This window comes from Amorphus sp. MBR-141, assembly GCF_053628695.1.
Genome location: NZ_JBRJGW010000007.1, coordinates 118,062 through 136,342 on the forward strand (window position 1 = coordinate 118,062; position 18,281 = coordinate 136,342).

18 protein-coding genes are annotated in these 18,281 nt (G+C 67.8%); 15 read left to right on the forward strand and 3 right to left on the reverse strand.

The annotated features are described in order from the left end of the window. Positions 1 to 175 precede the first annotated feature (175 nt). Together metX and metW are read left to right on the forward strand one after the other, a co-directional pair. Positions 176 to 1,381, forward strand: a complete 1,206-nt coding sequence (metX, locus tag ACSSVZ_RS11650; protein WP_453970149.1) for a homoserine O-acetyltransferase MetX — start codon at positions 176 to 178, stop codon at positions 1,379 to 1,381. Then, the gene (gene metW / locus ACSSVZ_RS11655; RefSeq protein ID WP_453970151.1) at positions 1,378 to 1,998 is read left to right on the forward strand and encodes a methionine biosynthesis protein MetW; all 621 of its coding nucleotides are present in this window, start codon (positions 1,378 to 1,380) and stop codon (positions 1,996 to 1,998) included. The genes metX and metW overlap by 4 nt, the downstream gene beginning before the upstream one ends. Here the strand turns inward: metW and ACSSVZ_RS11660 are convergent. Beyond that, positions 1,934 to 2,737, reverse strand: coding sequence for a class I SAM-dependent methyltransferase (locus tag ACSSVZ_RS11660; protein ID WP_453970153.1), 804 nt, complete (start codon positions 2,735 to 2,737; stop codon positions 1,934 to 1,936). The two genes, metW and ACSSVZ_RS11660, sit on opposite strands and share 65 nt — an antisense overlap. Positions 2,738 to 2,830: 93 nt before the next feature. Here ACSSVZ_RS11660 and gloB point away from each other — a divergent pair, with 93 nt between their 5' ends. The 3 genes from gloB (at position 2,831) to ACSSVZ_RS11675 (ending at position 5,188) form a co-directional block, all read left to right on the forward strand. Continuing rightward, entirely contained in the window at positions 2,831 to 3,604 is a 774-nt protein-coding gene (gloB, locus tag ACSSVZ_RS11665) for a hydroxyacylglutathione hydrolase (RefSeq protein WP_453970155.1), read from the forward strand. Between the two features lie 44 nt (positions 3,605 to 3,648). Continuing rightward, positions 3,649 to 4,086, forward strand: a complete 438-nt coding sequence (locus ACSSVZ_RS11670; RefSeq protein WP_453970156.1) for a cupin domain-containing protein — start codon at positions 3,649 to 3,651, stop codon at positions 4,084 to 4,086. Between the two features lie 124 nt (positions 4,087 to 4,210). Beyond that, entirely contained in the window at positions 4,211 to 5,188 is a 978-nt protein-coding gene (locus ACSSVZ_RS11675) for a calcium/sodium antiporter (protein ID WP_453970158.1), read from the forward strand. A 16-nt stretch (positions 5,189 to 5,204) separates the two neighbouring features. Here the strand turns inward: ACSSVZ_RS11675 and ACSSVZ_RS11680 are convergent, their stop codons facing one another. Then, positions 5,205 to 6,974: an SLC13 family permease gene (locus tag ACSSVZ_RS11680; protein WP_453970160.1), complete on the reverse strand. Its 1,770-nt coding sequence runs from the start codon at positions 6,972 to 6,974 to the stop codon at positions 5,205 to 5,207. Positions 6,975 to 7,196: 222 nt separating this feature from the next. Here ACSSVZ_RS11680 and ACSSVZ_RS11685 point away from each other — a divergent pair, with 222 nt between their 5' ends. Further along, complete coding sequence (locus ACSSVZ_RS11685) at positions 7,197 to 7,763, forward strand: putative glycolipid-binding domain-containing protein (RefSeq protein ID WP_453970162.1); 567 nt, start codon at positions 7,197 to 7,199, stop codon at positions 7,761 to 7,763. Positions 7,764 to 7,860: 97 nt separating this feature from the next. Here the strand turns inward: ACSSVZ_RS11685 and secA are convergent, their stop codons facing one another. After that, the gene (gene secA, locus ACSSVZ_RS11690; protein WP_453970165.1) at positions 7,861 to 10,692 is read right to left on the reverse strand and encodes a preprotein translocase subunit SecA; all 2,832 of its coding nucleotides are present in this window, start codon (positions 10,690 to 10,692) and stop codon (positions 7,861 to 7,863) included. Positions 10,693 to 10,945: 253 nt separating this feature from the next. On the opposite strand from secA, the gene ACSSVZ_RS11695 reads away from it, so the two are divergent. The 9 genes from ACSSVZ_RS11695 (at position 10,946) to egtB (ending at position 18,239) form a co-directional block, all read left to right on the forward strand. Further along, positions 10,946 to 11,824, forward strand: a complete 879-nt coding sequence (locus tag ACSSVZ_RS11695) for a peptidylprolyl isomerase (protein ID WP_453970167.1) — start codon at positions 10,946 to 10,948, stop codon at positions 11,822 to 11,824. Positions 11,825 to 11,841: 17 nt separating this feature from the next. After that, a complete protein-coding gene (argJ, locus tag ACSSVZ_RS11700) occupies positions 11,842 to 13,074 on the forward strand; it encodes a bifunctional glutamate N-acetyltransferase/amino-acid acetyltransferase ArgJ (protein WP_453970170.1) in 1,233 nt (410 codons plus the stop codon). 3 nt (positions 13,075 to 13,077) lie between these two features. Continuing rightward, on the forward strand, positions 13,078 to 13,503 hold the full coding sequence (locus ACSSVZ_RS11705) for a (deoxy)nucleoside triphosphate pyrophosphohydrolase (protein ID WP_453970173.1): 426 nt from the start codon (positions 13,078 to 13,080) through the stop codon (positions 13,501 to 13,503). A gap of 195 nt (positions 13,504 to 13,698) precedes the next feature. Next, a complete protein-coding gene (locus ACSSVZ_RS11710; protein ID WP_453970174.1) occupies positions 13,699 to 14,043 on the forward strand; it encodes a hypothetical protein in 345 nt (114 codons plus the stop codon). Positions 14,044 to 14,186: 143 nt separating this feature from the next. After that, positions 14,187 to 14,705, forward strand: a complete 519-nt coding sequence (locus ACSSVZ_RS11715; RefSeq protein WP_453970176.1) for a prolyl-tRNA synthetase associated domain-containing protein — start codon at positions 14,187 to 14,189, stop codon at positions 14,703 to 14,705. Positions 14,706 to 14,895: 190 nt separating this feature from the next. Next, positions 14,896 to 15,852 carry a thioredoxin gene (gene trxA, locus ACSSVZ_RS11720; protein ID WP_453970179.1) on the forward strand — a complete coding sequence of 319 codons (957 nt, stop codon included), beginning with the start codon at positions 14,896 to 14,898 and terminating at the stop codon, positions 15,850 to 15,852. 61 nt (positions 15,853 to 15,913) lie between these two features. Beyond that, on the forward strand, positions 15,914 to 16,594 hold the full coding sequence (locus ACSSVZ_RS11725) for an LON peptidase substrate-binding domain-containing protein (protein ID WP_453970181.1): 681 nt from the start codon (positions 15,914 to 15,916) through the stop codon (positions 16,592 to 16,594). Between the two features lie 49 nt (positions 16,595 to 16,643). Continuing rightward, on the forward strand, positions 16,644 to 16,832 hold the full coding sequence (locus ACSSVZ_RS11730; RefSeq protein ID WP_453970182.1) for a Trm112 family protein: 189 nt from the start codon (positions 16,644 to 16,646) through the stop codon (positions 16,830 to 16,832). A gap of 123 nt (positions 16,833 to 16,955) precedes the next feature. Continuing rightward, a complete protein-coding gene (gene egtB / locus ACSSVZ_RS11735; RefSeq protein ID WP_453970184.1) occupies positions 16,956 to 18,239 on the forward strand; it encodes an ergothioneine biosynthesis protein EgtB in 1,284 nt (427 codons plus the stop codon). Positions 18,240 to 18,281: the final 42 nt, after the last annotated feature.

Consider the following 18,281-nt stretch of genomic DNA (forward strand, 5'->3'; position numbering starts at 1 on the left):
TGAGGAACACCACGAAGAGCGCGCGGTATCGTTGGCCGCGCAAGCCGACACACTTAGAAGAGCGCCGGGCCAAAATCAAAGAAAACATTGACACCCGGCGAGGCCGTTTCCTAGCTAGCCCTCCAATGCGCGGGACATGGTTGCGCGCGGGACGAAGTTGCGTGTCCGGGACCCTATGACCCACCTGCCAGATCATGACGACGCCGTCGGTCTCGCCCGGCTCCGGGAGGTCGATGCGCCGTCGAGCATGGTCGAGGTGTTCGGCGAGGACCAGCCGCTGGCCCTCGACGCCGGGCGGGCGCTGGCGCCGTGGCAGATCGCCTACACGACCCACGGGACGCTGAACGCCGAGCGCTCGAACGCCATCCTCGTCTGCCACGCGCTCACCGGCGACCAGTATGTCGCCTCGCCGCATCCGATCACCGGCAAGCCCGGCTGGTGGAGCCTGATGGTGGGGCCCGGCCGGCCGATCGACACGGACCACTTCTTCATCATCTGCGCCAACGTGCTGGGTGGCTGCGCAGGGACCACGGGGCCGGCCTCGCGCAAGCCCGACGGCGACAGGCGCTACGGGCTGGACCTGCCGCTGGTGACGATCGCCGACATGGTGCGCGCGCAGGCGATGCTGCTCGACCGGCTCGGCATCGACAAGCTGTTCGCCGTGGTCGGCGGCTCGATGGGCGGCATGCAGGTGCTGGAGTGGGCGGCGAGCTATCCGGAGCGGGTGTTCGCGGCGCTGCCGATCGCCGCCGGCGCCCGGCATTCGTCCCAGAACATCGCGTTCCACGAGGTGGGCCGGCAGGCGATCATGGCCGATCCGAACTGGCGCGGCGGCTGCTATCTGGAAGAGGGCGTCATCCCCAAGAAGGGCCTTTCCGTCGCCCGAATGGCGGCGCACATCACCTACGTCTCGGAGCCGGCGCTGCATTCGAAGTTCGGACGGGCGCTGCAGGACCGCGAGCAGATCACCTTCGGCTTCGATGCCGATTTCCAGATCGAGAGCTACCTGCGGCACCAGGGCTCCACCTTCGTCGACCGGTTCGACGCCAACTCCTATCTCTACGTCACCCGCGCCATGGACTACTTCGACATGGCCGTCGATCACGGCGGGGTCCTGGCGAACGCCTTCCGCCGGTCTCCGACGCGCTTCTGCGTGATCTCGTTCACCAGCGACTGGCTGTTCCCGACCAAGGAAAGCCGGGCGGTCGTGCACGCGCTCAACGCCGCCGGGGCGAACGTCTCCTTCGTGGAGATCGAGACCGACCGGGGGCACGATTCCTTCCTGCTCGACGAGCCGGAACTGTTCCGGGTGACGCGCGGCTTCCTGACCGGCGCGGCCCATGTGCGGGGCATCGAGCCCCCGGGTCCGGCGGCTGCATGACCGAGATCGCCCTGAAGCGTGGACGGTTCGACCTGGAGGTCGTCGCCGATCTGGTCGAGCCCGGGTCGCGGGTGCTGGACGTCGGCTGCGGCGACGGCGGGCTGATGGAGCTGCTCGCCACCCGCAAGGGCGTCGATGCGCGCGGCATCGAGCTGTCCCAGGCAGGCGTGAACGAGTGCGTGGCGCGCGGCCTGTCGGTGATCCAGGGCGATGCCGACGCCGACCTGTTCGGCTATCTCGACGATTCGTTCGACTACGTCATCCTGAGCCAGACGCTGCAGGCGACCCGCGATCCGAAGAGCGTGCTGCAGAACCTGCTGCGGATCGGCGGCAAGACGATCATCTCGTTTCCGAACTTCGGCCACTGGCGGATGCGGCTGCAGCTCCTGTTCCAGGGCCGGATGCCGGTGACACCGCATCTGCCGGAGCCCTGGTACGTCACCCCCAACATCCACTTCTGCACCATCCGCGACTTCGTCGCCCTGTGCGAGGAACTCGACGCGACGGTGGAGCAGGCGATCGCGCTCAACGGCGTCGGAAGCCGGATGCCGATCAGCGCGCCGTGGTGGTTCTGGAACCTGTTCGGCGAACAGGCGGTGTTCCTGCTGCATCGCTGAGACAGGCACGGGCGCCGGCCGTCGGGCTCGGGGCCAGCGCCGGCGCGAACACCGGCACCCGCCGCTTGCGGCCCGAGACGATCGGCTGGGTCATGCGCTTCTCCGCATCGACCAGCACGACGCCGGCGAGCTTCGGCCAGAAGCGCGCCCCCATGCGGTCCCAGCCCCGCGCCGATCCCAGCACCGAACGGGTCGTGGACGGCGGCACGAACAGCGCGTGCTCCACCCGCGAGGGGGTGAAGGACAGATCCTCCACGAGGCGGGTGATCTGGCCGCGGGTGAACGGCCGGCCGACGCCGAACGGCGTGGTCTCCAGCCGGGCCCACAGGCCCGTGCGGTTGGCCACGACCACCAGGACGCGTCCGCCGGGCGCCAGCACCCGCCAGACCTCGCGCAGCAGCGTGTTCGGCGCGGTGGTCGCCTCGAGCGCGTGGACGATCAGCACGCGGGACACGCTGGCATCAGGAAGCGGCAGGCAATCGTCGACCACCAGCGCGGTGGCGGACGGCCCTTCGGGCGGCCAGGCGAACACGCCATGCTGGGCGAGCATGAAGCCCATCACCCGTTCCGCGTCCTCCTTCAGCGGCCGCAGGAAGGGCGTGGCGTGGCCGAGCCCGAGAACCCGCTCGCCGCGCAGGTCCGGCCAGATGTCGCGGATCCGCGTCCCCAGGAGCTGGCGGACGATCCGCCCCTGGGGCGAAAGGTAGAAGTTTCGGATCTCGATCGCTTCGAGATGCATGGAGGGTCACATCCGTCCGAGGGTCGAAATTCCGTGTTCACGCCTTAAGTCGGGATGATAGGACACTTTGGCAATGAAAACCGGGAGACAGCCATGGCCGACGCCGACATCCGCCTCATCCCCTGCCGCTCGGACAACTACGCCGTGCTGGTCCATGATCGCGACAGCGGGACGACGCTGCTGGTCGACGCCCCCGAGGCCGCGCCGATCGCCAAGGTGCTCGACGACGCCGGCTGGACGCTGACCCACATCCTGATCACCCATCATCATCCGGACCATGTGGAGGGCATCGGGGCGCTGAAGGCGCGCGACGGGGCGACCGTGATCGGGCCTCACGACGAGGCGAGCCGGATCGACGGCCTCGACGAGCTGCTGAACGACGGCGAGAGCGCGACCATCGGCCCGTGGGCCGTGCGGGCCATCTCGACGCCCGGGCACACCTCCGGTCCACTCTCCTATTGGCTTCCCGATCCGGGCATCGCGTTCACCGGCGACACCCTGTTCGCGATGGGCTGCGGACGCCTGTTCGAGGGCGATGCGGCGACCATGTGGGCCTCGCTGTCGACGCTGCGGCAGGTGCTTCCCGACGACACCCGGATCTATTGCGGCCACGAGTACACCCAGAAGAACGCCGAGTTCGCCACCAGCGTCGACCCCGGCAACACCGCCCTTGCGGAGCGCCGGCGGGAGGTCGAGGCGGCGCGGGCGAGGGGCGAGCCGACGGTGCCGACGACGATGCTGCGGGAGAAGGAGACCAACCCGTTCCTGCGGGCCGACGAGCCGGAGCTGGCCCAGGCGCTCGGGATGGGCGGCGCCGATCCGGCCGCCGTGTTCGCGGAGCTGCGAAGCCGCCGCGACGTCTTCTGACGACGGACGCTGCAACCACGAACGAAATCGAGACGGATAGCGCAATGCACTCATTGACGGCCGAGGCGATCGTCGAGCATCTCGACCTGCTTCCCCACCCCGAGGGCGGATATTTTCGCGAAACCTTCCGCGACAGTCGGGACCACGGAGGACGGCCCCATTCGACGGCGATCTACTACCTCCTGCCGGCAGGGGAGGTATCCCATTGGCACCGGGTGGACGCTGCCGAAGTGTGGCACTGGTACGCCGGGGGGCCGCTCGAACTGACGATCTCACCGGACGGCGCCGACAGCGCGACCCACCGGCTCGGCCCCGACCTGCTCAACGGCGAGCGGCCGCAACTGATCGTGCCAGCCCACGCCTGGCAGACCGCCCGGCCGTTGGGCGACTGGACCCTGATTGGCTGCACCGTGGCGCCGGCCTTCCAGTTCGAGGCGTTCGAACTCGCGCCCCCGGACTGGAAGCCGATCCCGCGGAGATAGGGACAGGGCGCCGGAAGCGGAAATTCGCACCTTTCAATTCGCGATGACCGCACCGATCTAAGAGGGCGCGCGGGCCCGCGCGCAACCTTGTCGCCCCGACGGTTCCTTCTCCAAGCGGTCATGCATGATTTTCATTGAAATTGCGGTCGGGGTGCTCGGCCTTCTCGGCGGCGGCGAACTTCTCGTGCGCGGCGCCTCACGGCTCGCTGTCCGCCTGGGCATGTCGCCGCTGGTGGTCGGGGTCACCATCGTCGGGTTCGGCACCTCGGTGCCGGAACTGGTGACCTGTCTGGAGGCCGCCTGGAGAGGCGCGCCCGGCATTGCGGTCGGCAACATCGTCGGCTCCAACATCGCCAACATCCTGCTGATCCTCGGTGCCGCCGCCGCGATCCGGCCGTTCATGTGCTCGCGCGCCGCCGTGGTGCGCGATGGCGGGCTGGTCATCGCCACCGCGCTCGCCTTCACCGTCGTGGCCATGACCGGCGAACTGGAGCGCTGGATGGGCGCGCTGTTCGTGGCGGGCCTGGTCGCCTACCTGGGCTGGCTGTACATGAGCGAGCGCAACACGGGCGGCGAATTGGCCGCAGCCGGGGACGTGCCGTCGGTCGCCGAGATTTCCGGCGGCGACGACAGGTTCTTCTTTCGCTTCCCGTGGATCGTCGACGCCGCGCTGGTGATCGTCGGCATCGTCATCGTCGTTATCGGTGCCAATTTCCTCGTCGACGGCGCGGTGAGCATCGCCCGCATGTTCGACATTTCCGAGGATGTGATCGGTCTGACGCTGGTCGCACTGGGCACCTCGCTGCCCGAGCTCGCCACCTCCGTCGTGGCGGCCGTGCGCAAGCAGTCGGAGATCGCGCTCGGCAACGTGCTGGGCTCCAACATCTACAACATCCTCGGCATCGGCGGCATCACGGCCCTCGTTCATCCGATCCCGGTTTCTCAGACGATGCTGATGTTCGATTTCCCAATCATGGTGGGCGTGTCGATCGCCATGGTGGTGATGGCGCGCAGCCGGGGCCGGATGTCGCGTGGCGAGGGCCTACTGCTCCTCGGCGCCTACGTGGCCTATATCGGCGTGCTGTACAGCGGCATGGCCTGACGCGGTATCGCGCAGGTCAGAGCGGCCAGACCAGCAGGATCATGGGGACGGCAACCGCGATGATGATCAGTTCCAGCGGCAGCCCCATCCGCCAGTAGTCGCCGAAGCTGTAGCCGCCCGGCCCCAGCACCAGCGTGTTGTTCTTGTGGCCGATGGGCGTGAGAAACGCGCACGACGAGGCGACGGCCACGGCCATCAGGAACGGATCGGGTGACACGCCCAGTTGGGTGGCGATCTGGTAGCCGGTGGGGGCGGCCACCACGGCGGTCGCGGTGTTGTTGAGAACATCCGAGAGCGTCATCGTCACCACCATCACGACCGTCAGGATCACCGCCGCCGGCAGGCCGTTGGTGGCGGTGACGATGCCGTCGGCGATCAGGGCGGTGCCTCCGGCCGCGTCCAGGGCCGCTCCGAGCGGGATCATCGACCCCAGCAGCACCACGACCGGCCATTCGATATGATCGTAGACCTCGCGGATGGGCACGATGTCGAGCGCGACGTAGAGCGCCGTGACCGCGGCGAGCGCGATCGCGAGATCGATAAGCCCGAAGCTGGCGGTGGCGACCGCAACCGCGAACAGGCCCGCCGCCAGCCATGCGCGGTGGCCCTGGGTGACGCTCAGTCCGCGCGCGGCGAGGGGCAGCGCGCCCAGCCACGACGTCACGTCGTCCATGCGTTCGGCCGGACCGTAGAGCAGCAGGATGTCGCCGGCGCGCAGCGTCAGGCCGGGAACGCGCCCGTTGATGCGCTTGCCCTGGCGCGAGACGCCCAGAAGGCTGACGCCGTGGAAGCGCAGCAGACCGATCTGGGCGACGGAGCGGCCGTCGACGCGGCTTTCGCGGGTGACGACGGCTTCCGACAGCGTCATGTCGCTGCCGCCGAGGTCTTCGATCACGCTGCTGCCGACCACGGACAGCTCGTGCTCGCTGCGCACCCGGTCGAGCGCCTCAGGCGCCCCTTCGACGAGAAGGAGGTCGCCCTCCTCGATTTCAGCGGCGAGCGCCCGCCCTGGAAGCGGCTTGCCGCCGCGCACCAGCCCGAGCACCTCCACGTCCATCTCGCGCGCGTCCGTGCGCAGGTCGTGGACCCGGCGGCCGATCGACTTGGAGCCCTCCGGGAGCTCGAGCTCGGCGACGTAGTCGTTGATGGCCGCCAGCGCGTCGGGGGCGGCGCCCTCGCGCTTCGGAATGAGGCGCCAGCCCACGAAGGCGACGAAGGCCAGCCCGACGATCGCACAGACGATGCCGACGGGCGCGAAGTCGAACATGGTGAAAGGCGTCCCCTCCACCTGACCGCGGTACTGGGCGACGATGATGTTCGGCGGGGTCCCGATCATGGTGACGAGGCCGCCGAGTATGGTGGCGAACGAGAGCGCCATCAGGGTGGCACCGGCGGGACGACCGGCGCGCTTGGCCGCCTCGATGTCGACGGGCATCAGCAGGGCGAGGGCTGCGACGTTGTTGATGAACGCGGACAGCGCGGCGCCGATGCCGCCGATCGTCACCACGTGGCGGGGGACGTTGCCGCCCGTGCGCCGGATGGCACGGGTGATCACCGTGATGGCGCCAGCGTTGACGAGACCGCGCGAGACCACCAGCACCAGCGCCACGATCAGGGTCGCAGGATGTCCGAACCCTGTGAATGCCAGATCGGTCGGAACCGCGCCGATGATGACGCCGATGATGAGGGCGGAGAAGGCGACCAGATCGTAGCGGAAGCGCCCCCAGATCAGAAACGCGAAGACGACGACGAACAGGCCAAAGAGCGCACCCTGCTGATAGGTCATCGTCGGTGACGGTCCCTGGGAGGAAGAAGGAAAGCGGCGTGGCGACCGTTGTCGCCAAGGGGCGCTGGTCCGTCAACAGCCGAGCGGGCGCAATGCATCCATGCGGCGGACCGGGCTCGCTTCTTCCGGGACGGATCTCGGCTGGCCTCAACGGCTAGCCGGATGCGACGATTGCGGCGTGGGCAAATCAGCCGGGATATGTCGATGGGCAGGGAGGACCGCTTGAAGCGCGACACCGAAATTCTGTTCTGGCGACGTACGGACGTGGCGGGCCTGGAGCGCATGGCGCTCCGCGTCGGCGCCGAGGCCGTGACCGCCGAGGCGACGGTCATATGCCTGGACGATGGTGGCTTCGAACTCGCCCATCGCTGGCGGCTCACCCCCGACTGGCGCGCGCTCTCGGTGCATGTCGAAAAGGTCGGCCCGGCGGGCCGCACATCCCTGATGCTGGAGCGGGTGAGCGGCGGCTGGACCGTCGACGGGACACGCCGGGCGGAGCTCGACGGCACGGACGAGCCCGATCTCTCCGTCACCCCCTTCTGCAACACCCTGCCGATCCGGCGGATGGTCGGGGAGAAACGGCAGAGCCTGACCCTTGAGACCTGCTACGTGGATGCCGCCTCGATGACGGTGGCACGCTCCCGCCAGAGATACGACTGGCTGGGGCCGGCGCGCCTGCGATACGTCGATCTGGGGTTATCGGCAGGCTTCGAGGCGGATCTGGAGGTCGACGGACGGGGACTGGTGATCCGCTACGAGCATCTGTTCGAGAGGGTGGCGGCGCTCTGAGGGCGGCGCCGCGTTTCAAGCGCTGCGGCAGGGGTTCCCGGTCCAGATGCATCGGGCGCTCATGCGAGCGCCCGGTCAGGCCGCGAGGAAAGCCGGCTCAGCCGAACTTTCCGTGGCAGTGCTTGAACTTCTTGCCCGAACCGCACGGGCAGGCCTCGTTGCGGCCGACCTTGCCCCAGGTCCGTGGATCCTTGGGGTTGCGGTTGGCGGCGGGAACCGTGTCGACCGGGGCAGGGGCGGCCCTGCCGCGCGTTGGCGCCGCGCCGTTGCCGCCGCGGGCACCTTCGTAGGCGAGCTCGGCGTCGGCGAGCTCCATCTCGTCCTCTCCGGTGGTCGGATCGGCGTGATGGGCGTGCATCTCCGGCATGTCGGCATCGGTCGGGGGCGGCGGGGCCTGCTGCAGCTCGATGCGGGCGAGCTGGGTGGTGGTCATTTCGCGCAGGCTGGCAAGCATCGCCTCGAACAGCGAGAACGCCTCGGTCTTGTACTCCTGCAGAGGATCGCGCTGGGCGTAGCCGCGGAAGCCAACCACCGAACGCAGGTGATCGAGAGTGGCCAGATGTTCGCGCCAGAGGTGGTCCAGCATCTGCAGGATCACCGACTTCTCGACCTGGCGCCAGAGGTCCGGGCCGTACTTGGCGACCTTTCGGGCGGCGGCCTGATCGACGGCCTTGACGAGCCGGTCCTTGACCTCCTCGTCGGCGATGCCCTCTTCCTTGGCCCACTCGTCGACCGGCAGGTCCAGGTTGAGGATGTTCTGCACGGCCTCCTTGAGGCCGGCAGTGTCCCACTGTTCCGGGTAGGCCTTTTCGGGAATGTGCTTGGCGACCAGGTTCTCGACCACGTCGTAGCGCATGTCGGCGACCGTCTCCTGGACGGTTTCGCCGGCCATCAGCTCGAGCCGCTGCTCGAACACGACCTTGCGCTGGTCGTTCATCACGTCATCGTACTTGAGGACGTTCTTGCGCTGGTCGAAGTTGCGGGCCTCGACCTTCGACTGGGCCTTTTCCAGCGCGCGGTTGATCCACGGGTGGACGATGGCCTCGCCCTCCTGCAGACCGAGGCGCTGGAGCATTCCGTCCATCCGATCGGATCCGAAGATCCGCATCAAATCGTCCTGCAGCGACAGGAAGAACTTGGAGTGGCCGGGGTCGCCCTGGCGACCGGAGCGGCCGCGCAGCTGGTTGTCGATGCGCCGGCTCTCGTGGCGTTCGGTGCCGACCACGTAAAGGCCGCCAGCGGCAAGCGCCCGTTCCTTCAGCTTGGCGACGGCGGAGCGGATCTCCTGTTCGCGCTGCTCGCGCTCGGGGCCCTCGGGCACATCGGCGAGTTCCTGGGCGATCCGCAGGTCGGCGCTGCCGCCGAGCTGGATGTCCGTGCCGCGGCCGGCCATGTTGGTGGCAATCGTCACCGCGCGGGGAATGCCGGCCTGGGCGATGATGTGCGCTTCCTGCTCGTGATAGCGCGCGTTGAGGACCTGGAAGACCTTTGCGGACCCCTTGGCGTCGGGGTCGTAGAGGGCGGAGAAGTCGCGCTGGCGATAGCCGGCCTTCTTCAGCGTTTCGGCGAGGATTTCCGACTTCTCGATCGAGGTCGTGCCGACGAGCAGCGGCTGGCCGCGCTCGTGGCAGTCCTTGATCAGCTCGATGATCGCCGCGTATTTCTCGTTGGCGGTGCGATAGACCTCGTCGTCGTCGTCGATGCGCGAGACCGGCACGTTGGTCGGGATCTCGACGACTTCGAGATTGTAGATGTCGAGAAACTCGTCCGCTTCCGTCAGCGCCGTGCCGGTCATGCCCGCCAGCTTGTCGTACATGCGGAAGTAGTTCTGGAAGGTGATCGACGCGATCGTCTGGTTCTCGGGCTGGATCGCGACGTTTTCCTTCGCCTCGAGCGCCTGGTGCAGGCCGTCGCCATAGCGACGCCCGGGCATCATGCGACCGGTGAACTCGTCGATGATGACGACTTCGTCGGTCTTCACGATGTAATCGCGGTCGCGCTGGAACAGCTTGTGGGCGCGCAGCGCCTGCTGCAGGTGGTGGACGACCGAGACGTTCTCCACATCGTAGAGGGACTCGCCCTTCAACTGCCCGGCGGCGCTGAGCAACTGCTCCAGCTTCTCGTTGCCGGCTTCGGTGAAGGAGGCGGTGCGCTGCTTCTCGTCGAGCTCGAAATCCTCGTCGGTGAGCTGCGGAATGAAGGTGTCGATGGCGGTGTAGAACTCGGAGCGGTCCTCCAGCGGACCGGAGATGATCAGCGGCGTGCGCGCCTCGTCGATCAGGATCGAGTCCACCTCGTCGACGATCGCGAAGGCATGGCCGCGCTGGGCCATCGAGCCGAGCTCGTACTTCAGGTTGTCGCGCAGATAGTCGAAGCCGAATTCGTTGTTGGTGCCGTACGTGATGTCGCAGGCATAGGCGGCGCGACGCTGGTCGTCCGACATGCCGTGGACGATCTTGCCGACGGTCAGGCCGAGGAAGCGGTAGACCTGCCCCATCCAGTCGGCGTCGCGGCTGGCCAGATAGTCGTTGACGGTGACGACGTGAACGCCCTTGCCGGTGAGCGCGTTCAGGTAGGTCGGCAGCGTGGCGACCAGGGTCTTGCCCTCGCCGGTCTTCATCTCGGCGATGCCGCCTCCGTGCAGCACCATGCCGCCGATCAGCTGCACATCGAAATGCCGTTGTCCGAGCGCGCGCCTCGCGGCCTCGCGGACGGTGGCGAACGCCGGCACGAGCAGATCGTCGACCGACTTGCCGGCCGCAATCTCGTCGCGAAACGCCTGGGTCCGTGCCCTGAGCGCGTCGTCATCCAGAGCCTGGATTTCGGGCTCCAGTGCATTGATGGCCTGCACGCGGACGGCAAAGCTCTTGAGCTTGCGGTCGTTCGCGGTACCGAACATCTTTCGGGTCAGTCCGCCGAGCCCGATCATGGCCGCTCTAACCTCCGAGGGGGACAGTGAATTTCTAAAGCCGGCTGGGTGCCTCGCCGGAAGCCCCGGGGTCGACCTCATCGACCGATATGGGAATACGCTTGCCGGACGGGGAGGACCGATCGCGGGTCACACGAGGTCCGAGGCGGCAGCCGAGACATAAGAGGGGGTCTGGTGGTTGTCAACGTGACCGCTTTCGGACAGTGTGCGCCCGCTTCGGGTGGCGACGCTCGATTTCGGAAAGGTAGAATTCATGCGCATCACCCCCTTCGCTCGCTCGTGCCTGCTTGTCGCAGCGCTCGCGCTCCCGACCGCCACTGCGACGATGGCGCAGGATGTCGCCCGCGTGGGCGACGTGACGATCACCGACGCCGACGTGGCGCGCGCCAGCGAGATGCTCGGTCCGCGCCTGGCCCAGGTGCCCGAGGCGCAGCGGCGCGAGGTCGTGATCCAGGCGCTGATCGACCTGCAGGTGATGGCCAACGCGGCCCGCGCGGCCGAACTCGACAAGACCGAGGCCTATCAGACCGAGCTGTCGTTCCTTCAGGCCCAGGCGCTGCGCGACATCTATTTCGAGCAGAAGATCGAGCAGGCCGTGACCGAGGAAGACGTGCGCGCCCGCTATCAGGAAGAGATCGGCAAGCTCGAACCGCAGGAAGAGATCAAGGCGAGCCACATTCTGGTGGAGACCGAGGAAGAGGCGAACAAGCTGATCGCCGAACTCGACGGCGGTGCCGACTTCGCAGAGCTCGCCAAGGAGAATTCGACCGGTCCGTCCGGCCCGAACGGCGGCGAGCTCGGCTTCTTCTCCAAGGGCCAGATGGTTCCGGAGTTCGAGGCGGCCGCCTTCGCGCTGGAGCCGGGCACCTATACCGAAGCGCCGGTGAAGACCCAGTTCGGCTACCACATCATCAAGGTCGAGGAGAAGCGCACCCAGGAGCCGCCGGCATTCGAGGACGTCCAGGAGCAGTTGCACGACGCCATGGTCCGTGAGGCGCTGACCGAGCGTCTTGCCGCCCTCAAGGAAGAGGCGACGATCGAGCGCCTCGACGGCGCCCCGGCCGACGCGGCTCCGGCGGACGGTGCGACCGACGGTGCCGACGCGCCGGCGTCCCCCGGCACCAACCAGTAAGGTCGCGAGGCAGAGCCATGTCGAGCGCCGTTTCCCCGTTCGCTCCGGCCCGGTTCCCGGACCTGCCGGCCATCCCGGGCGTGCGGATGGCAACGGCGCAGGCCGGGATCAAGTATCCCGGCCGGACCGACGTCCTGCTGATGGCGTTCGATCCCGCGACGACGGTGGCGGGCGTGTTCACCCGCTCCAAGTGCCCGTCGGCGGCGGTGGACTGGTGCCGCGCCAACGTCGGCAACGGGACGGCGCGGGCGCTGCTCGTCAATTCGGGCAACGCCAACGCGTTTACCGGCAAGAAGGGGCTGCAGGCGGTCACCATCTCCGGCGACCTGGTCGGCGAGGCGCTGTCGGTACCGGCCAGCGACGTCTTCCTGGCGTCGACCGGGGTGATCGGCGAGCCGCTCGATCCGTCGAAGTTCGAGGCGGTGCTCGGCGGCTGCGTCGAGCAGCTGGCGGGCGACGGCTGGGAGCTCGCCGGCCGTGCGATCATGACGACCGACACCTATCCCAAGGGGGCGAGCCGCACGGCCGACGTGGGCGGCGTCACCGTCACCATCAACGGCATCGCCAAGGGCGCCGGGATGATCGCACCCGACATGGCGACGATGCTCTCCTTCATCGCCACCGATGCGGCAATCGCGCCCGGCGCGCTGGAGCGGATGCTGCAGGCGGGCGTGAAGGACACCTTCAACGCCATCACCATCGATTCCGATACGTCCACCTCGGACACTGTGCTGCTGTTCGCCACCGGTGCCGCGGGCAACACGCCGATCGAGAGCGCGACTTCGGCTGCCGCGCGCCGCTTCCGCGCCGCCCTGAACGAGGTCCTGAAGGATCTCGCCCACCAGGTCGTCAAGGACGGCGAGGGCGCTCGCAAGTTCGTGACGGTCACCGTCGAGGGCGCCCAGTCTGCCGGTTCGGCGCGTACCATCGCGCGCTCCATCGCCAACTCGCCGCTGGTCAAGACGGCGATCGCCGGCGAGGACGCGAACTGGGGCCGGGTGGTCATGGCAGTCGGCAAGGCCGGCGAGCCGGCCGAGCGCGACAAGCTGGCCATCTGGTTCGGCGACATTCGCGTGGCCGTGGAGGGCGAGCGCGATCCGGACTATTCCGAGGACGCTGCCTCCAGGGTCATGCAGCAGCCGGAGATCACCATCCGCGTGGATCTCGGCATCGGCCGGGGCTCCGGCACGGTGTGGACCTGCGATCTGACCAAGGAATATGTCGCCATCAACGGTGACTACCGGAGTTAGGTCATGGCCGTCGAAGGGAGCGCTCCGGCCCGCATGGTGCTCGTGGTCGCCTGCGCGCTCGTCGACGTCGATGGCCGCGTGCTGATGGCGCAGCGGCCCGAGGGCAAGGCGCTGGCGGGGCTTTGGGAGTTTCCCGGCGGCAAGGTCGAGGCCGGCGAACGGCCGGAGCAGACCCTCGTCCGGGAGCTCGACGAGGAGCTCGGCATCATCGTCACGCCGCCCTGCCTGGCACCGCTCACGTTCGCCAGCCATGCCTACGACGACTTCCACCTGCTGATGCCGCTCTATGTCTGCAGGCGCTGGGAGGGCGTGCCCGAGGGCCGGGAAGGTCAGCCGCTGCGCTGGGTGCGGCCGAAACGGATGCGCGAGCTGCCGCTGCCGCCGGCCGACGAGCCGCTGGTCGCCCACCTCATCGATCTGCTGGGCTGACCCGACACTGCCAGGTGGCTGCTTTCCCGCGGAAGAGCGGAATTCAGCCGTCTCGCGTGACCTCCGTCACCCTTTCGTGCGTTGTCACCGCCGGTTTCCCGCCCGCGTGACGGGCGTCACTTCGTCGCAGCCGCTCGCTCCCCATTCTCTCGTCATCGGCAGGAAGGGTCCCGCCGGACAGGAGGAGAGAGAGCCATGTTTGCGAAGAAGACGATCATTCTGATTGCCACGACGTTCGCCATTGCCGGCGGCTCGATCGGGGCGAATGCCGCGCCGCTGTCGGGGGCGGGTCTCGCCACCACGGTCGAGAGCCGGGCGGTTCTGGTGAAAAAGGGCGGCGGTCACGGCGGGCACAAAGGGCACCACGGCCACGGCGCCCATCACGGCGGCCACTACGGCCCGGGTTATTACGGTCGGGGGCCGGGCTATGTCGGCTTCTATCCGCCGCGCCGCTGCCGCATCGAGCGGGTACGGGTCTTCGACCCCTATCTGGGACGGCGGGTGTGGGTGAAAGAGCGGGTCTGCTTCCGGGCCTACTGACGACCCTCGCTGATGACTTGGGCATTGCGGCTGCCCCCGGGATCCAAAATCCCGGGGGCGTCGTGCGTTCTCAGGACCGATGTGGCGAAAGGCTGCCCTTCGTGGCTAGAATGAAAGCTCCCACCGCTGTTCAGGTATCCCCAATGCCCGTTTCCCGCGCCGACCTGCTCGCCCGGCTGTCCAGCCTCGGCATCGATGCGCCGACCATGGACCACCAAGCGGTCTTCACGGTCGGCGAGTCGGAAGATCTGCACCAGCGGATCGCCGGCGGCCATTCAAAGAACCTGTTCCTCAAGGACAAGAAGGACCGGGTGTTCCTCGTTTCGGTGCTTGCCGATGCCACGGTGGATCTGAAGCGGATCCACACGCTCATCGGTGCCCAGGGGCGGGTGAGTTTCGGCAAACCGGAACTGCTGATGGAGCTTCTCGGCGTGGCGCCCGGCTCGGTGACGCCGTTCGGGATCGTCAACGACAGCGAGCGCCGGGTGACCGTCATCCTCGACGCCGGCCTGATGGCGCACGAGATCGTCAATTTCCACCCGCTTGAGAACACCGCGACCACCTCGATCGCCCGTGACGATCTGGTCGCCTTCCTGACCGGCGAGGGGCACCCGCCGCAGATCGTGGCCGTCACCGAGGAAGCCATCGCCGCCGGTTTGTAATCGGTCGGAGCGGGACCCATCTTTCGGGGCGAGAAGCGGTCTTCGTCCGGTCCGGTCCCATCGAGACGTGTAGCGCGCGTGTCCAGAGGTGCATGGAGACGCGGGGCGGGTGACAGCCGAGGTCCGATCGTGGTGTAAGTCCGGTCAGGACGAAGACACGTCGAACGCTCGGCAGGAACAGGGACAATCCATGAGTGACACTCCGATCCTTCTCGGAAGCGACGGTCGCCAGATTGCGAGCGCGACACCGGCAGGTGCCGGCGCGGCCGCAGGCGACGGCGTCGTCATCGATGCCACCACGCAGACCTTTGCGCGCGACGTGCTGGAAGCCTCGCGCGCCGTTCCGGTGCTGGTCGACTTCTGGGCGCCGTGGTGCGGCCCGTGCAAGCAGCTGACGCCGATTCTCGAAAAGGTCGTGCGCGAGGCCGGCGGCACCGTCCGGCTGGTGAAGCTCAACATCGACGACGACCCGCAGATCGCCCAGCAGCTGGGCATCCAGTCGATCCCGGCCGTCATCGCGTTCAAGGACGGCCGGCCGGTCGACGGGTTCATGGGCGCCCTTCCCGAAGGCCAGGTGAAGCAGTTCGTCGAGCAGATTGCCGGCCCCGGCGGCCCCGGTGCCGCGTTGGCCGAGGCGCTGGCCCAGGCCGATGCGCTGCGCCAGTCCGGCGAGCTGCAGGGTGCCGTGGAGCTTTATCTCGACATCCTTCAGCAGGATCCCGGATCGGTCGAGGCGATCGCCGGGCTGGCGCTTTGCCAGGTGGAAGCCGGCGACGTCGAGGACGCGCGGCAGACGCTGGCGATGATTCCGGAGGAGCTTGCGGGAGACCCGAACGTTGCGGCGGTGCACGCGGCGATCGCGCTGGCGGACGAAGCCGCTGAAGCCGGCGATGCCGCTGCGCTCGAGGCGCAGGTTCAGGCCAATCCAGACGATCACCAGGCTCGGTTCGATCTCGCCGTCGCCCTCGCCGGCAGCGGGGCACGGGAGAAGGCCGTCGAGCACCTGCTGGCAATTCTGCGCGCGGACCGCGAGTGGAACGATGCTGCGGCGCGCACCAAACTGCTGTCCTTCTTCGAAGTCTGGGGGCCCAAGGACCCGGCGACGATCGTCGGTCGCCGGAAAATGTCGTCGCTTCTGTTTTCGTGACCTATATCCGGGGAAGAACTCGGAATCGGGGGCGACCCGACCATCGAGAGGGTCAGAAGCGATGCGTGCAGGCAACAAGAGTTACGAACGACCGGCCGATGTGCCGGTGGTGGTGCCGGTCTTCCCACTGACGGGGGCCCTGCTGCTGCCGGGGGTACAGATGCCCCTGAACATATTCGAGCCGCGGTATATGGCGATGATCGATGCCGCCCTCAGGGCGGATCGCGTCATCGGCATGGTGCAGCCCCGGTTCGACGGCGACACCGACGAGACCGACGACAATCCGCCGATCTGCGAGGTGGGCTGCCTCGGCCGCATTTCGGCGTTCCAGGAAAGCGGCGAAGGCCGCTACCTGATCACGCTGTCGGGCATCACGCGCTTCACCGTCGAGGAGGAGCTGACGACCACCACGCCGTTCCGCATGTGCCGGATCTCCACCGAGGCCTATGCCCGCGACCTGGGCATGGCGCGCGGCGAGGACGGGGTTGACCGGGACGCGGTGATCAAGGCGTTTCGCGACTATCTCTCCGCCAACGATCTCCAGGCCGACTGGAAGAGCGTCCGCGAAGCCTCGAACGAAATCCTCGTGAACACCCTCGCGATGATGAGCCCCTACGGCCCTGCCGAGAAGCAGGCGCTTCTCGAGGCACCGGATCTCAAGGCGCGCGCCGAAACGCTGGTCGCCATCACGGAGATGGAGCTTGCCCGGTCCGGCGGTGACGACAATCCGACCATCAATTGAGTGAGGCGGGCGAAGGCTGCCCTGGCCCCCGAGAGTCCTGGAGCGAACGATGAGTGAAGCGAAGCAGAAGGTCGATCCGAAACTGCTTGAAATGCTGGTGTGTCCGTTGACCAAGACCACCCTGGAATACGATGCCGCCGCCCAGGAACTGATCTCGCGGGCGGCAAAACTCGCTTATCCGATCCGTGACGGCATCCCGATCATGCTGCCGGACGAGGCGCGTCCCCTGGAGATTTGACGACCCGCCGGTTTGTTCCCTCGGCGCGTCACTTTCTTTTCGCAAGGTGCACCCTCGACAAACGGGACCGAGGGCCCATGTTGACCTGATCGGCTGACCGGCTATCAGGGACGGAGGGTGACCGTGAGCGGATCGACAGCCAATTTCCGCGCCGTCAAGGCGGCGGTGTCGGAATCGACTGCCCTGTTCGAGCGAACGCGGGCGCGGACACTCTCGCTGGTGGACGGCCTGACGGCCGAAGATCTGGTCGTCCAGTCGATGGAGGACGCCAGCCCGGCCAAATGGCATCTGGCCCACACCAGTTGGTTTTTCGAGCAGTTCGTCCTGAAGCCCCACGTGCCGGGTTACAGCTTCTTCGACGAGCGCTACCTCCATCTCTTCAATTCCTATTATGTCCAGGCGGGCACGCGCTTCGCACGGCCGAAGCGGGGTCTCGTGACGCGGCCGAGCGCAGCCGAGGTGCTCGACTACCGTGCCGCGGTCGATCGCGCCGTGGCCGAGCTCCTGAGCCAGCCGCCCCAGGAGCGCGCGGCGGAAATCGCCGCGCTGATCGAGCTCGGCTGTCATCACGAGATGCAGCACCAGGAACTCCTGCTGACCGATCTCCTGCACGCGTTCTCCTTCAATCCCGAACTGCCGGCCTACCGTGCCCCGGAACCGCTTGCGGTGACCAGCCGCTCGCAGGACCTCGACTGGCAGGCGTTCGATGGCGGCCTGGTCGAGGTCGGCCACGACGGCGATGGCTTCGCCTTCGACAACGAGGGCCCGCGCCACAAGGTCTATCTGGAGCCGTTCGAACTGGCCGGCCGGCTTGCCACCAATCGCGAGTGGCAGGCGTTTATCGCCGACGGTGGCTACGAGCGGCAGACGCTGTGGCTCTCCGATGGCTGGGCCGTGCGGGAGCGGGAGGGATGGACGACGCCCCTCTACTGGTTCGACAAGGGCGGCGAGTGGTGGAGCTTCGGGCTGCGCGGCGCGCAGCCGATCGACCTTGACGCCCCAGTGAGCCACATCAGTTACTACGAGGCCGACGCGTTTGCGCGCTGGGCGGGCTGCCGGCTGCCGCGCGAGGCGGAGTGGGAGCATGCCGCGGCCCGGGTCCCGGTCGACGGTCACTTCGTCGAGGGCGGGCACTTCCGGCCGCGGCCGGCGCCGGGGGGCGGGCTCACCCAGATGTACGGCGACGTCTGGCAGTGGACCCAGTCGGCCTACACCGCCTATCCGGGGTTCGTGCCGCCGGAAGGCGCGATCGGCGAATACAACGGCAAGTTCATGGTCAATCAGTGGGTGCTGCGCGGTGCCTCCTGCGCCACCTCGCGCGCGCATGCGCGCGCCAGCTACCGCAACTTCTTCCACCCGCACCAGCGCTGGCAGTTTGCCGGGCTCCGGCTCGCGCGCGACGGCTGACCGGGGCGGGAACCCCACCATTGCCTGCAAGTTTTGACGGAG

Bases quoted from the DNA above. Each gene is read 5' to 3' on its own strand.
- ACSSVZ_RS11680 (WP_453970160.1), bottom strand. From the start codon at position 6,974: ATGACCTATCAGCAGGGTGCGCTCTTTGGCCTGTTCGTCGTCGTCTTC.
- ACSSVZ_RS11710 (WP_453970174.1), top strand. From the start codon at position 13,699: ATGTTTGCGAAGAAGACGATCATTCTGATTGCCACGACGTTCGCCATT.
- argJ (WP_453970170.1), top strand. From the start codon at position 11,842: ATGTCGAGCGCCGTTTCCCCGTTCGCTCCGGCCCGGTTCCCGGACCTG.
- trxA (WP_453970179.1), top strand. From the start codon at position 14,896: ATGAGTGACACTCCGATCCTTCTCGGAAGCGACGGTCGCCAGATTGCG.
- ACSSVZ_RS11670 (WP_453970156.1), top strand. From the start codon at position 3,649: ATGCACTCATTGACGGCCGAGGCGATCGTCGAGCATCTCGACCTGCTT.
- ACSSVZ_RS11660 (WP_453970153.1), bottom strand. From the start codon at position 2,737: ATGCATCTCGAAGCGATCGAGATCCGAAACTTCTACCTTTCGCCCCAG.
- ACSSVZ_RS11725 (WP_453970181.1), top strand. From the start codon at position 15,914: ATGCGTGCAGGCAACAAGAGTTACGAACGACCGGCCGATGTGCCGGTG.
- ACSSVZ_RS11705 (WP_453970173.1), top strand. From the start codon at position 13,078: ATGGCCGTCGAAGGGAGCGCTCCGGCCCGCATGGTGCTCGTGGTCGCC.
- ACSSVZ_RS11695 (WP_453970167.1), top strand. From the start codon at position 10,946: ATGCGCATCACCCCCTTCGCTCGCTCGTGCCTGCTTGTCGCAGCGCTC.
- metW (WP_453970151.1), top strand. From the start codon at position 1,378: ATGACCGAGATCGCCCTGAAGCGTGGACGGTTCGACCTGGAGGTCGTC.
- ACSSVZ_RS11730 (WP_453970182.1), top strand. From the start codon at position 16,644: ATGAGTGAAGCGAAGCAGAAGGTCGATCCGAAACTGCTTGAAATGCTG.
- gloB (WP_453970155.1), top strand. From the start codon at position 2,831: ATGGCCGACGCCGACATCCGCCTCATCCCCTGCCGCTCGGACAACTAC.
- metX (WP_453970149.1), top strand. From the start codon at position 176: ATGACCCACCTGCCAGATCATGACGACGCCGTCGGTCTCGCCCGGCTC.
- secA (WP_453970165.1), bottom strand. From the start codon at position 10,692: ATGATCGGGCTCGGCGGACTGACCCGAAAGATGTTCGGTACCGCGAAC.
- ACSSVZ_RS11675 (WP_453970158.1), top strand. From the start codon at position 4,211: ATGATTTTCATTGAAATTGCGGTCGGGGTGCTCGGCCTTCTCGGCGGC.
- ACSSVZ_RS11715 (WP_453970176.1), top strand. From the start codon at position 14,187: ATGCCCGTTTCCCGCGCCGACCTGCTCGCCCGGCTGTCCAGCCTCGGC.